The sequence below is a fragment of the Aeromonas sp. 159 genome, assembly GCF_963862045.1.
GTDB lineage: Bacteria > Pseudomonadota > Gammaproteobacteria > Enterobacterales > Aeromonadaceae > Aeromonas > Aeromonas veronii.
Map to the genome: position 1 here is coordinate 1 of NZ_CAWLMI010000052.1, position 12,644 is coordinate 12,644.

Here is a 12,644-nt window from a genome sequence, read left to right on the forward strand (position 1 = left end):
AGGGGATGACCGAGTCGGGCGGCCGCCGCATCAAGCGCAGCGTCAATATCGACATGACCAGCGTGCGTTTTCTGACGGCCGAGGAGCAGTTGCAGCTCAAGCAGGCCCAACTGCTGGCACCCTATCTGAGCCGCAAGGAGCAGGAGCTGAGTGCCTACAATCAGCAGCTGAGCGATGCCCTGAGCTGCCCCATCAACGGTCGTCACCTCACCAACCTCGGCACCCTGCGCGCCTATCTGGATGCCTACCTGCGCGCCCACCCCGGCATTCGCAAGGACATGACCCTGATGGTGCGCCAGCTGGCGCCCACGTCAGACGGTTTGCCGCTGGAAATTTACTGCTTCACCGCGACTACCGCATGGGCCGATTACGAAGGGATCCAGGCCGATATTTTCGACCATATCTTCGCCATCATTGAGCAATTTCATCTGCGGTTGCATCAATCTCCCACAGGTTACGATATGCGTGCCTGGCAACGGGGATAAACAGGGAAACCGGACGGGTCGGGGACGCGGAAAAAACCGCATATTAATCATCGACCCGTCGCCACTTGTCAGTTGAAATTTGCCGTGCAGAGGAGAAAAATGGCGGCCTTCTCTTCGCGCCCCTGATCCCCTCTTGATCAGCTGCCAGCCCAGAGACGTCACTTCAAGTCATCATCATGGGAAAGTTATGAAGCTCCTTCGCAATAGTGTGGCAACACTCTGCTACAGCCTGCTGCTGACCGCTGCGCCGGTTTTCGCTGTTGAATATGCTCTGCCTGCGGCCAACAGCCGTCTGGTAGGGGAAAATCTGGAATACGTGGTTCCGGCCGAAGAGAATGGCCAGCCGCTGGAGGCCATTGCGGCCAAATTCCAGCTGGGGCTCACCAACATGACCGAAGCCAACCCCGATGCGGATCCCCTGCTGGTACAGACCGGCGAGAAGCTGGTGATCCCCCAGCAACTGATCCTGCCGGATGCACCCCGTGAAGGGATCGTGCTGAACGTGGCCGAGATGCGCCTCTACTACTACCCCAAGGGTAAAAAAGTGGTGGAAGTGCTGCCCATCGGCATCGGCCAGCTCGGCACCGATACCCCGGAAAACTGGGTGACCAGTGTGCAGCGCAAGAAAGCGGGCCCGACTTGGACCCCGACCGCCAAGATGCATGCCGAATATGCCGCCCGTGGCGAGAGCCTGCCTGCGGTATGGCCGGCCGGCCCAGACAACCCCATGGGTCTGTTTGCCCTCTACATCGGCAAGATGTACGCCATCCACGGTACCAACGCCAACTTCGGCATCGGCCTGCGGGTGAGCCACGGTTGCGTGCGTCTGCGCAACGACGACATCGCCTACCTGTTCAAGCAGGTACCGGTCGGTACCCGCGTCCAGTTCGTCAACCAGCCGATCAAGGCCTCTCTCGAGCCCAACGGTGTCCGCTATCTGGAAGTGCATCAGCCGCTGTCGCGCAGCGAAGAGGAGTTCAACTCCAAGCTGCCGGCACCGCTGCCGATGACTCCGGCGGTGACCCGCTTCATTGCCCACGCCGACAGCGACTCCCAACTGGTGAAGCAGGCGCTGGAGCAGCGCAACGGCATGCCGATGGCGATCAACCGCTAAGGGCAAATCCCCGTCATGACAAAGGGCGAACAGCATGCTGTTCGCCCTTTTTGTTTCTGCTGTGCTGACTCAGCTTCGCAGCAGATTTGCCTGCAGCTCGCTGCCGAGCTGATCGAGCAGCTGATAGCGCGCCTTGTAGCTGGCCCGCTTGCGGGAGGGGATCTCCTCCAGCGTCTTGCGGGGCACCTCCAGCGGCAGGCTCATCCAGAGTTCATCCTGCACGCAACCCTGATGCTCCTGCCACAAGCCGTCGAGGTCGAACTTGACCCGATCGGCGGTGCGCTTGCTGCTCTGATAGACGTGGCTTTGGGTGCGGATCCCGAGCAGGCTTTTGCACGCTAATCCTCGGGCCAGCTCGGCAGCCATATAGACCAGCAGGGACATGGGGCGCAGCCCGCCGCACGCCTTGGTGACCAGCTTGATCTCCTCGCTCTGCCCCTTGCCGCCCTGCAGCGAGCAGATCTCGAGGGTCGGGTTCGGCGCGGGGCGCAGATTGAGGGCCATGTAATAGAGCGCCGCGTCACCCAGCTTGAGGGTCAGGCTCATCTCCCCCTCTTTGCCCATGTGGGTTTGGTAATCCAGTTGCAGGGTGAGGGGGGCCGTCAGCTTGTCGCTCTGCCACTGGGCCAGCAGCAGGCCGCGCCCGCTGTAGATTGCCAGTTGTTGCGCCTTGGGCAGCTGACGTGCCAATTGCTGGTAGTGGCCGCTGATAAGTCCCGCTCGCAGGCGCTTGCGGAGCCCCTTGTGGCGATAGGGGTGGATCGGCTTTTCCAGAATATCGGGGAAGCGGCTGATCGCCTGCGCCAGCAGCGGTTGCTCCTGCTGCTGGCGATAGAGGGCGCGGGCGCCGGGATTGAGCCAGAGACGCCCCACATACTTGGCCCGTCGGATGAGATGACCCGACTCCTCCACCGGGTGAAGGCGGCGGGCGAGGGTTCGCAGGTGTGACAGATGAGATGACATGGTGCCGACCTCTGACTGGTGTGATGAGACAGGGCGGGGAGTGTAGGAGCGGGGCGCTGGCTTGTAAAAAAATGGATAGTAACAAAATGTGAAAACATAACGCTCAGTAGCGGCGGGCGCTGCGAGATGATCATCACGGCAACGGCAGGAAATCTGGCACCATCCTCTTGATGTGGCAGATGATTTGATGCGCAAAGGTTTTTATTGTGTTTTGTGTTTGTTAAAAGTGGTTGAGCTGGCGCGAACGGCTGATTAAGCTAGGCCGGTTTTTTAGGGATGAGCCCGTCACCAGAGCGGGCAGAAAATGACACAAAACGGAGTTTTGCATGACAGCTAGCACACCCATGTTAATCACCTTCCTGGTGTATATCCTCGGGATGGTGTTGATCGGCTTCGTCGCCTATCGCGCCACCCGCAACTTTGATGACTACATTCTGGGCGGCCGCCGGATGGGGAGCTGGGTGACCGCCCTCTCCGCCGGCGCCTCCGACATGAGCGGCTGGCTGCTGATGGGGCTGCCCGGCGCCGTCTTCGTCAGCGGCATCTCCGAGAGCTGGATCGCCATCGGTCTGGTGATCGGCGCCTACCTCAACTGGCGCTGGGTAGCGGGTCGCCTGCGGGTGCATACCGAGAAGAACCGCAACGCCCTGACCCTGCCGGACTATTTCACCTATCGCTTTGAAGATCACAGCAAGGTGCTGCGCATCCTCTCGGCGCTGGTGATCCTGCTCTTCTTCACCATCTATTGCGCCTCCGGCGTGGTGGCCGGTGCCCGTCTGTTCGAAAGCACCTTCGGCATGGATTACAACACCGCCCTCTGGGTCGGTGCAGCAGCCACCATCACCTACACCTTCTTCGGCGGCTTCCTCGCGGTGAGTTGGACCGACACGGTGCAGGCAACCCTGATGATCTTCGCCCTGATCCTGACCCCGGTCTTCGTCATCATCGCCGTCGGCGGGGTGGACAGCGCCATGATCGAGGTGGCTGCCAAGAGCGCCACCAACCTCGACATGTTCAAGAATCTGGATGTAATCGCCATTGTCTCGCTGATGGCCTGGGGCCTTGGCTACTTCGGTCAGCCCCACATTCTGGCCCGTTTCATGGCAGCGGACTCCCACCACTCCATGGCCAATGCCCGCCGTATCAGCATGACCTGGATGGTGTTCTGCCTCGCAGGCGCGGTGGCCATCGGCTTCTTCGGGCTGGCCTACTTCGCCCGCTTCCCGGAAGTGGCGGCTGGAGTGACCGGCAACCCGGAGCGGGTCTTTATCGAGCTCTCCAAGATCCTGTTCAACCCCTGGATCGCCGGGGTGCTGCTCTCCGCCATTCTGGCGGCGGTAATGAGCACGCTAAGTTGTCAATTACTGGTCTGCTCCAGCGCCATTACCGAGGATCTCTACAAGCCCTTCCTGCGCAAGAACGCCTCCCAGCGTGAGCTGGTGTGGGTGGGGCGCCTGATGGTGCTGCTGATCGCGGTGATTGCCATCGCCGTTGCCATGAATCCGGAAAACCGGGTACTGGGGCTGGTGAGCTACGCCTGGGCCGGTTTCGGTGCCGCCTTTGGTCCCGTGGTGCTGCTCTCGGTGCTGTGGCCGAGAATGACCCGCAACGGCGCGCTGGCGGGCATGCTGGTCGGTGCCATCACCGTCATCGTCTGGAAGCAGTTCGGCTGGCTGGGGCTCTACGAGATCATCCCGGGCTTCCTGTTCGCGCTGCTGGCCATCGTGGTGGGCAGTCTGCTGGGCGAAGCGCCCTCAAAAGCGATGCTGGAGCGTTTTCGCGATGCCGAGGAGGAGTACAACACTCCGGCCGAGAGCGCGGGAGAACCAGTCGTGGTGAACTGATCCCCCTTACCGCTTTCTGATTGAGAGCCCCGCCCCCGGACAAGGAGCGCCCTGGTTGGCCATCCTTGCACCGGTTTGGCGGGGCTTTGTGCTATCTGATTCACTCTTGGGCACTTTTTTATGTTCGGCCAGTGGCTCCCGGGTGCTCGCTTTCTTTTGTCTTGGCACCGAATATGGGACACTAGGCCGCCTGAAGGAGACCTAGTGCATGCGGCTATTCACCCTGATCCTGATCCTCCTGCTGGGGGGACTGCAATATGACCTCTGGCTGGGGAAGAACGGGCTATCCGATTATCAGAACCTGTCGGAGGCCATCTCGCAGCAACAGCGGGACAACCAGACTCTCAAGGATCGTAACGACCTCATTTACCGCGAGATAGATGATCTCACCTCTGGCCTTGAGGCCATCGAGGAGTTGTCGCGCAACGATCTGGGTTACATCAAGCAGGGGGAGACCTTCTACCGGATCATCCCCAAAGAGAAAGACAAAGAGACAGCGCCGGACGATGAGCCCTACGATGACTGATGCCAGCCGGGTATCCGGCCTGACGGCGATCGTCCCTGCCGCCGGTATCGGCAGCCGAATGGGGGCCGATTGCCCCAAGCAGTACCTGCAACTGGCGGGTAAAACCATTCTCGAACATACCCTGGAGCGGCTGCTCTCCCACCCGGCCATCGCCCAGGTGATCGTGGCGCTGGCGCCCCATGACCGCTGGTTCGAGGCCCTGCCCGTGGCGGCCGACCCGCGCATTGTGCGGGTAGAGGGAGGCGCCGAGCGCGCCTTTTCCGTCCTCAATGGTCTCCATGTGGCGCAAGGGGAGTGGGTGCTGGTGCACGATGCGGCCCGTCCCTGTCTGACTCACGGCGATCTCGAGGCGCTGATTGCCGTGGCCATGAACTGCGGCGGTGCCATTCTCGGCAGTCGGGTGCGCGATACCATGAAACGCTCCGATGGGGAGGGCAATATCATCGCCACCGTCGAGCGCGAGCAGCTCTGGCATGCCCTGACGCCGCAGATGTTCCCGACCCGTGCCCTGAAGCGGGCGCTCGAAGAGGGGCTGCTGCTGGGCGCCACCATCACCGACGAGGCCTCCGCCATGGAGCGGGCCGGATTCGCGGTGCGGATGGTGGAGGGGCGCGCCGACAATATCAAAGTGACCCGGCCGGAAGACTTGTCGCTGGCGGGGCTGTTTTTAAGCCAGCAGGCATAAGCCCCTCAGTCAGAACAGACCGTTCAGAGCAGAGTGTCTCGAACAAACAGGCCCGAACAAGGAGTTAGCATGATCCGGATTGGACATGGTGTGGACGTACACAAAATTGATGGGGTTGGTTTCAGCATGTTGGGAGGTTGCCGCTGATGATTCGCATTGGTCATGGTTTTGATGTCCATAAATTTGGTGGTGTTGGCCCCTGCATGCTGGGTGGCGTGCCGGTTCCCTACGAGCAGGGGCTGGTTGCCCACTCCGACGGCGATGTGGTGCTGCACGCGGTAAGCGATGCCCTGTTGGGGGCTATCGGTGCCGGTGACATCGGTCGCCACTTCCCCGATACCGCTGCCGAGTTCAAGGGGATCGACAGTCGCATTCTGCTGCGTGATGTCTTTGCCCGGGTACAGAAGGCGGGTTATGCCATCGGCAACCTGGATGTGACCATCATCGCCCAAGCCCCCAAAATGGCCCCCCATATCGACGCCATGTGCGCCGTGCTGGCCGCCGATCTGCAATGTGATTTGAACCGGGTGAACGTCAAGGCGACCACCACCGAACAGCTTGGGTTTACGGGGCGCAAGGAAGGGATCGCCACCGAAGCCGTCGTCCTACTGGTGAAACAATAATGCTGGAACAACTTGCCTATCTGCACGGGGCGCCCACTGCCCGCGGTATCCTCAAGGCCGAGGCCGCCGACTTCGTGGTCAATGAAGATCTCGGCTTCGATCCTTGCGGTGAAGGGGAGCACATCTTCGTCCGGGTGCGCAAAACCGGCGAGAACACCGCCTGGGTGGCGGGTCTGCTGGCCGATGCGGCCGGGGTCAACCGCAATGCGGTGACCTGGGCGGGCCTGAAGGATCGCCACGCGGTGACCGAGCAGTGGTTCGGCATTCACCTGCCGGGCAAGGCCGAACCGGACTTGTCGGTTATCGAGAGCGACAGCATCCAGATCCTGCAAGCCAGGCGTCACAACCGCAAATTGCGGGTCGGCTACCTCAAGGGCAACCACTTCACCCTGCGTCTCACCGGTCTGGAACAGGCCGACGGGCTGGAAGCGCGCCTGCAGGCCATCGCCACTCAGGGTGTACCCAATTACTATGGTGAGCAGCGTTTTGGCCGCGATGGCAACAACCTGGAAGCGGCCAAGGCGATGTTTGCCGGCAAGCGGATCAAGGATCGCAACAAGCGTTCCCTCTACCTCTCTGCCGCCCGCAGCATGCTGTTCAACGCCATTGTCAGCGCCCGTATCGGGCAGGGGCTGGCTCATCAGCTGCTGGCCGGTGATTGCGTGATGCTCAAGGGCAGCCACTCCATCTTCAGCGAAGAGAGCGTGACCCCCGAGCTGGAAGCGCGTCTTGCCTCCGGCGACGTGCAGCTCACCGCGCCCCAGTGGGGCCGTGGCCGTCTGGCCAGTCAGGGCGCCGCTGCCGAGTTCGAACAGGCTGTGTTGGCTCCCTACAGCGATTGGTGTGACGGGCTGGAGAAGGCAGGGTTGGATCAGGACAGGCGTCCCCTGCTGCTCAAGCCGGAGCAGATGAGCTGGCAGCTGGACGGCGAGGCGCTGACCCTCTCCTTCTTCCTGCCGGCGGGCGCGTTTGCCACCAGCGTGGTGCGCGAGTTAATGCAGGCCGAAGAGGCCGATCACGGTTTCAGGAATCAGACCGATGCGAATTCTGGTCAGTAATGATGATGGTGTGCATGCTGAGGGGATTCGTGCCCTCAGCGAGGCGCTGCGCGCCTGCGGCGAGGTCATTGTGGTGGCGCCGGATCGTAACCGCAGCGGCGCGAGTCACTCCCTGACGCTGGAAGTACCGCTGCGGGTTACCCGCATTGCAGAAAACGGCTTTAATGGGGGCGAGAGCTATGCGGTGAAGGGGACGCCGACGGACTGCGTGCATCTGGCGGTCAACGAGCTGGTGCGTCCTGAACCCGACATGGTGGTGGCCGGCATCAACCACGGCGCCAACCTGGGGGATGATGTCATCTACTCGGGCACGGTCGCCGCGGCCACCGAGGGGCGCCATCTTGGCTACCCCTCCATCGCCATCTCGCTGGTAGGCAAGACCCACTTCGCCACGGCGGCCCACTATGCGGCCCTGCTGGTGAAGGGGCTGATGAAACACCCCCTGCCTGCCGATCAGATCCTCAACGTCAACGTGCCGGACTTGCCCCTCGAGCAGATCAAGGGGATCAAGACCACCCGCCTTGGCAACCGCCACCGGGCGGAGTCGGTGATCTGCACCGAGGATCCCCGTGGCCAGCCCATCTACTGGATCGGTCCCCCCGGTAGCCAGCAGGATGCCGGTGAGGGTACCGATTTTGCTGCCATCGAGCAGGGCTATGTCTCGATTACCCCCCTGACCATCGATATGACTGCCTACGACAGTCTCGCCGGTCTGGGGGCCTGGTTAGATCTGCAGGGATGAGGGTGGTGTGATAGTACAGCGCCTGTTAAATCAGCTCATTGCGCAGGATATTCGCGATTTTCGCGTGCTGGCGACCATCGCGAAAGTGCCGCGCCAGTTGTTCGTGGACGAGGCCATGGCGCACAAGGCGTGGGACAACACCGCCCTGCCCATTGGCCACGGCCAGACCATTTCGCAGCCCTATATGGTGGCGCGAATGACCGAGTTGCTGATGCAAAACAATCCGGCCCATGTGCTGGAGATTGGCACTGGCTCGGGCTACCAGACGGCGATCCTCGCCCATCTGGTGGAGCATGTTTATACCGTGGAGCGGATCAAGTCGCTGCAGTTCCAGGCCAGACGCCGACTGCGCCAGCTCGATCTGCACAATGTCTCGGCCAAGCACGGCAACGGCTGGCTGGGGTGGCCCAACAAGGGGCCTTATGACGCCATTCTGGTGACGGCCGCGGCGAGCGAGATCCCGACGGCACTGACCGATCAGCTGGCCGAAGGGGGCCGACTGGTGTTGCCCGTGGGCGATAGCCAGCAAACCCTGCAACTGATCGAACGATCCGGATCCCAGCTGACCAGCCGTATTCTGGAGCCGGTACGTTTTGTTCCCCTGATTGACGGAGATGTTGAGTGAAGTTGTTTTCCCGTTTGTACGTACTGGTGATGCAGTGGGCTCGCCACAAGCATGCCCCCTGGTATCTCTCCATCACCGCTTTCATCGAGTCGGTATTCTGGCCGATCCCGGTGGACGTGATGCTGGCACCGATGGCGCTCGCCAAGCCCCACAAGGCGTGGCACTACGCCACGCTGGCTACCGTCTTCTCTGTGCTGGGCGCCCTGTTTGGCTATGCCCTTGGCTATGCGCTATGGGATCCGGTCGTGCTGCCACTGGTGGAGTCTGTGGGTTATCAGGACAAGATCGAAATCGCTCGCAACTGGTTTGAGCAGTGGGGGATCTGGGTCATTTTCATTGCCAGCTTCACCCCTATCCCCTACAAGGTGTTTACCGTGACGGCAGGGTTGTTGCAAATGGCTCTGCTGCCCTTCATCATCACCTCCCTCATCGGTCGTGGCATGCGCTTTTTCCTGGTTGCGGGCCTGATGCGTTGGGGTGGCGAGAAAATGGAACGCAAACTGATGCACTACGTAGATGTGCTCGGTTGGCTCTGTATTGGTCTGGCCGTGGTGGCCTATTTCTGGTTTAGTCGTTAAGGATCCATTATGCGTTCGCGTATTTGGCAAGGAAGCAGTGTCGTGGTGTTGTCATGGCTGCTGCTTGCCTGCTCCTCCAGTAAAAATGCAGCTCCGGTAGATGGTGTTGATGAGGGGCAGTTTGTCTCGACCATTCCGGCTCGCCAAAGCGGTGCCCAGGTCAGCGCCCCCATTCAGGGCGGCAGCTATGTGGTGAAGCGGGGCGATACCCTCTACTCCATCGCCTTCAACTCCGGCAACGACGTGCCGTCGCTGGCCAGCCTCAACAACATCAGCCCGCCCTACAACATCTATCCGGGGCAGCGTCTGCGACTCGATGGTTCCAGCGCCAGTGTTGGCAGCAGCCGCAGTGCCGGTACCTATGAGGTGCGCCGCGGCGATACCCTGAGCAGCATCGGCCGCCAGTTCGGCATGACGCCGCAGGCGCTGGCCCAGAGCAACAACCTGAGCGCCCCCTATGCGCTGCAACCGGGTCAGGTGCTCAATGTCCAGACCGCAGGCGGCGGTTCGACCCAGATGGTGGCTGCGACTCGTCCGGCAACCGTGACGCCGGTGGCCGTGAGCCGTCCGAGCAGCGGTCCGCGTCCGTTGGCCGAGCCGAGTGGATCTGGTCAGACCACGCCATTCATCTCTCAGAAATCCGTTGCTCCGGCAGCACCGAAGGAATACGCTCAGGTCAAAGAACAAAAAACAAACAACCCCCAGTCGAGACTTGCTTGGCACTGGCCCGCAAAAGGCCGGATTGTCGAGGGGTTCTCTGTTGCAGAACAGGGTAACAAGGGGATCGACATAGCCGGCCAGAAGGGGCAACCCGTCTACGCCGCCAGCAGCGGTAAAGTGGTATACGCTGGCAGTGCTTTAAGGGGGTACGGCAAGCTGATTATCCTCAAGCATGATGATGACTATCTCTCCGCTTACGCACACAACGACGAGTTGCGGGTGAAGGAAGGGGACAGCGTCAAGGGGGGCTCGGTCATTGCCAACATGGGTAGCACGGACGCGCCGGATGTGCGATTGCATTTCGAGATCCGGTACAGAGGCAAGTCGATCAATCCGATGAGCTATTTGCCAAAGCGTTAACCCCAGAGAGACCGTCTTACTCTGGTAACGTCAGGGAGACACACCATGAGCCAAGAACAACTGGTAATGCAGGATGCAGAGTTAGAGTTTGACGCTGAACCCGAATCTCACGAGGTAGAAGAGTTGCAGGAGGTAGCCGCCGAGGCGGACGAGACTATCTCCGATGAGTTGCTGGCACCGGAACTGAACAAGGTGATGGATGCCACGCAACTCTATCTGGGGGAGATAGGTTTATCCCCGCTGCTCACTGCCGAAGAGGAAGTCTATTACGCCCGTCGTGCCTTGCGGGGGGACAAAGCCGCCCGCAAGCGCATGATCGAGTCCAACCTGCGACTGGTGGTGAAAATCGCCCGTCGTTACAACAACCGCGGCCTGGTGCTGCTGGATCTTATCGAAGAGGGCAACCTCGGTCTTATCCGCGCGGTCGAGAAGTTTGACCCCGAGCGCGGCTTCCGTTTCTCTACCTATGCTACCTGGTGGATTCGCCAGACCATAGAGCGGGCCATCATGAACCAGACCCGCACCATCCGTCTGCCCATTCATGTGGTCAAAGAGTTAAACGTTTACCTGCGCACCGCGCGCGAACTCTCTCACCGTCTCGATCATGAACCGACCGCCGAGGATATCGCCTTCGCGCTGGATCGTTCGGTGGACGACGTGAACCGCATGCTCAAGCTCAACGAGAAGATCACCTCGGTGGACACCCCCATCGGTGGCGATCGCGACAAGGCGCTGCTGGATGTGCTCTCCGACGAGCGTGGCATGGGGCCTGAGCTGGAGTCACAGGAAGATGATATGCGCAGCAGCATTGTCCACTGGCTGGAGGAGCTCAATCCCAAGCAGCGGGAAGTGCTGGCCCGTCGTTTTGGTCTGCTGGGCTACGAGCCTGCCACCCTTGAGGATGTGGGAGCCGAGATTGGCCTGACCCGCGAGCGGGTACGTCAGATCCAGGTCGAGGGGCTGCGCCGTCTGCGGGAGATCTTGCTGAGCCAGGGGCTCTCCATCGAGGCGCTGTTTCGTACCAATTAAGCATCCGCACCAACTGATCAGCGCATCAGCCAGATAGCACGAGGGGAGCAACAGCTCCCCTCGTTTTTTATTGCCTGTGGTCTGGCGATGGCTTCGTGGTTATACCAGCTCGGCCAGCATGGTGTCGGCGTAGGGCACCAGTGCTTCGCCCTTCTTCACCTTGGCGAGATAGTCCGGGTTGGCGATAAGCGGACGGCCGATGGCCACCAGATCGAAGCGGTTGGCCTCGATGGCTGCGGCGGCGCGCTCGGCGTCGTAGTTGCCCACCCCGACCAGATTGCCCTTGTAGTGGGCGCGCAGATAGTCGGAGGCGCGGCCACCCAGATAATCGAAGGTGAGGTTGTCATCGAAGATGCCGAGGTGGATATAGGCCAGCGGGCGATCGTTCAGCTTGCCCAGCAGATAGTCGAACACGGTGCGATCTTCCGGGCTGCCCGCCAGATGGACATAGGCACCCGGGGAGAGGCGAATACCAACCCGATCACCGCCGATGCGGGCGCTGATAGCATCGACCACTTCCAGCGCGAAGCGGCTCATCTTTTCCGGGCTGCCACCGTAGTTGTCGCTGCGCAGGTTGGTGGAGTGGTGCAGGAACTGGTCGATCAGGTAGCCGTTGGCACCGTGGATCTCCACCCCGTCAAAGCCCGCCTCGATGGCGTTGGCAGCGGCCTGGGCGTAATCCTGCACCAGCTGGGCGATTTCGGCCTCGGTCAGGGCGCGCGGCACCTGATAGGTCAGCTCGCGCATGCGGGGCACAGTGCCCTCGTGCGCCACGGCAGAGGGGGCCAACACTTCAGCCTGATGGAAGAAGGGGTGGGAGAGGCGGCCGACGTGCCACAGCTGGGCGAAGATCTTGCCGCCCTTGGCGTGTACGGCGCTGGTCACTTTCTTCCAGCCATCGATCTGCGCCTGGGTGAAGAGGCCCGGGGTATTGGGGTAGCCCTGCGCGTCGGGGCGGATGATGACGGCCTCTGAAACAATCAGGCCGATGTCGGCGCGGCGGCCGTAATAGGCTGCCATCTGCTCGGTCGGCACCAGACCTGGGCCTGCCATGCAGCGGGTGAGCGGGGCCATCATGAAACGGTTGGCCAGGGTCAGAGTGTCATTGAGTCGATACGGCTGAAACAGGGTATTCATGATAGGTTGTCCTGAACGGGTTATTCTTGAACGTGCATTCAAGACGTTTTTTGCGTCGGGCGCAAGCTTTTTTTGAATGCGCGTTCAAGAAGGTTGGCCCGAGCGGGCGGCTGGGGTAAACTTGCCGCCCTTTCCAGCCACTCTTTATCGGCGGG

Annotated in this window: 13 protein-coding genes and 1 pseudogene; 12 read left to right on the top strand and 2 right to left on the bottom strand. The window is 61.1% G+C overall.

The window, feature by feature from the left end; genetic code table 11:
• A pseudogene (locus tag AACR14_RS10710) lies at window positions 1-485 on the top strand (mechanosensitive ion channel domain-containing protein); the annotation flags it as partial.
• Between the two features lie 187 nt (window positions 486-672).
• Window positions 673-1,599 (top strand): L,D-transpeptidase family protein, encoded by a 927-nt coding sequence (locus tag AACR14_RS10715; RefSeq protein WP_005354531.1) that lies wholly within the window; start codon window positions 673-675, stop codon window positions 1,597-1,599.
• Window positions 1,600-1,668: 69 nt separating this feature from the next.
• Here AACR14_RS10715 and AACR14_RS10720 read toward each other — a convergent pair whose 3' ends face one another.
• Complete coding sequence (locus AACR14_RS10720; RefSeq protein ID WP_019446170.1) at window positions 1,669-2,562, bottom strand: VirK/YbjX family protein; 894 nt, start codon at window positions 2,560-2,562, stop codon at window positions 1,669-1,671.
• Window positions 2,563-2,888: 326 nt separating this feature from the next.
• Between AACR14_RS10720 and putP the strand changes: the two genes are divergently transcribed.
• The 10 genes from putP (at window position 2,889) to rpoS (ending at window position 11,352) form a co-directional block, all read left to right on the top strand.
• Window positions 2,889-4,406 carry a sodium/proline symporter PutP gene (gene putP, locus AACR14_RS10725; RefSeq protein ID WP_026035040.1) on the top strand — a complete coding sequence of 506 codons (1,518 nt, stop codon included), beginning with the start codon at window positions 2,889-2,891 and terminating at the stop codon, window positions 4,404-4,406.
• Window positions 4,407-4,614: 208 nt separating this feature from the next.
• Window positions 4,615-4,932: a cell division protein FtsB gene (gene ftsB, locus AACR14_RS10730; protein WP_005335520.1), complete on the top strand. Its 318-nt coding sequence runs from the start codon at window positions 4,615-4,617 to the stop codon at window positions 4,930-4,932.
• Window positions 4,925-5,617 carry a 2-C-methyl-D-erythritol 4-phosphate cytidylyltransferase gene (gene ispD / locus AACR14_RS10735; RefSeq protein ID WP_019446172.1) on the top strand — a complete coding sequence of 231 codons (693 nt, stop codon included), beginning with the start codon at window positions 4,925-4,927 and terminating at the stop codon, window positions 5,615-5,617. The genes ftsB and ispD overlap by 8 nt, the downstream gene beginning before the upstream one ends.
• 146 nt (window positions 5,618-5,763) lie before the next feature.
• Entirely contained in the window at window positions 5,764-6,240 is a 477-nt protein-coding gene (gene ispF, locus AACR14_RS10740; RefSeq protein WP_005362783.1) for a 2-C-methyl-D-erythritol 2,4-cyclodiphosphate synthase, read from the top strand.
• Window positions 6,240-7,298, top strand: coding sequence for a tRNA pseudouridine(13) synthase TruD (gene truD / locus AACR14_RS10745; protein ID WP_019446173.1), 1,059 nt, complete (start codon window positions 6,240-6,242; stop codon window positions 7,296-7,298). Before ispF ends, truD begins: the two co-directional genes overlap by 1 nt.
• Entirely contained in the window at window positions 7,279-8,040 is a 762-nt protein-coding gene (gene surE / locus AACR14_RS10750; RefSeq protein WP_005362779.1) for a 5'/3'-nucleotidase SurE, read from the top strand. Before truD ends, surE begins: the two co-directional genes overlap by 20 nt.
• Window positions 8,041-8,047: 7 nt before the next feature.
• Window positions 8,048-8,665 carry a protein-L-isoaspartate(D-aspartate) O-methyltransferase gene (locus AACR14_RS10755; protein WP_005335507.1) on the top strand — a complete coding sequence of 206 codons (618 nt, stop codon included), beginning with the start codon at window positions 8,048-8,050 and terminating at the stop codon, window positions 8,663-8,665.
• A complete protein-coding gene (locus AACR14_RS10760; protein WP_005354505.1) occupies window positions 8,662-9,243 on the top strand; it encodes a YqaA family protein in 582 nt (193 codons plus the stop codon). Before AACR14_RS10755 ends, AACR14_RS10760 begins: the two co-directional genes overlap by 4 nt.
• 9 nt (window positions 9,244-9,252) lie before the next feature.
• Window positions 9,253-10,323: a LysM peptidoglycan-binding domain-containing protein gene (locus AACR14_RS10765; protein ID WP_026035041.1), complete on the top strand. Its 1,071-nt coding sequence runs from the start codon at window positions 9,253-9,255 to the stop codon at window positions 10,321-10,323.
• A 45-nt stretch (window positions 10,324-10,368) separates the two neighbouring features.
• A complete protein-coding gene (gene rpoS / locus AACR14_RS10770; protein ID WP_019446175.1) occupies window positions 10,369-11,352 on the top strand; it encodes an RNA polymerase sigma factor RpoS in 984 nt (327 codons plus the stop codon).
• A gap of 99 nt (window positions 11,353-11,451) precedes the next feature.
• Here rpoS and AACR14_RS10775 read toward each other — a convergent pair whose 3' ends face one another.
• Complete coding sequence (locus AACR14_RS10775; RefSeq protein ID WP_019446176.1) at window positions 11,452-12,489, bottom strand: alkene reductase; 1,038 nt, start codon at window positions 12,487-12,489, stop codon at window positions 11,452-11,454.
• Between the last annotated feature and the right edge of the window lie 155 nt (window positions 12,490-12,644).

What these genes read in the sequence shown, in the direction of transcription:
- AACR14_RS10720 (WP_019446170.1), bottom strand. Translation starts at nt 2,562, where the DNA reads ATGTCATCTCATCTGTCACACCTGCGAACCCTCGCCCGCCGCCTTCAC.
- truD (WP_019446173.1), top strand. Translation starts at nt 6,240, where the DNA reads ATGCTGGAACAACTTGCCTATCTGCACGGGGCGCCCACTGCCCGCGGT.
- AACR14_RS10715 (WP_005354531.1), top strand. Translation starts at nt 673, where the DNA reads ATGAAGCTCCTTCGCAATAGTGTGGCAACACTCTGCTACAGCCTGCTG.
- surE (WP_005362779.1), top strand. Translation starts at nt 7,279, where the DNA reads ATGCGAATTCTGGTCAGTAATGATGATGGTGTGCATGCTGAGGGGATT.
- ftsB (WP_005335520.1), top strand. Translation starts at nt 4,615, where the DNA reads ATGCGGCTATTCACCCTGATCCTGATCCTCCTGCTGGGGGGACTGCAA.
- ispF (WP_005362783.1), top strand. Translation starts at nt 5,764, where the DNA reads ATGATTCGCATTGGTCATGGTTTTGATGTCCATAAATTTGGTGGTGTT.
- AACR14_RS10765 (WP_026035041.1), top strand. Translation starts at nt 9,253, where the DNA reads ATGCGTTCGCGTATTTGGCAAGGAAGCAGTGTCGTGGTGTTGTCATGG.
- putP (WP_026035040.1), top strand. Translation starts at nt 2,889, where the DNA reads ATGACAGCTAGCACACCCATGTTAATCACCTTCCTGGTGTATATCCTC.
- ispD (WP_019446172.1), top strand. Translation starts at nt 4,925, where the DNA reads ATGACTGATGCCAGCCGGGTATCCGGCCTGACGGCGATCGTCCCTGCC.
- rpoS (WP_019446175.1), top strand. Translation starts at nt 10,369, where the DNA reads ATGAGCCAAGAACAACTGGTAATGCAGGATGCAGAGTTAGAGTTTGAC.
- AACR14_RS10775 (WP_019446176.1), bottom strand. Translation starts at nt 12,489, where the DNA reads ATGAATACCCTGTTTCAGCCGTATCGACTCAATGACACTCTGACCCTG.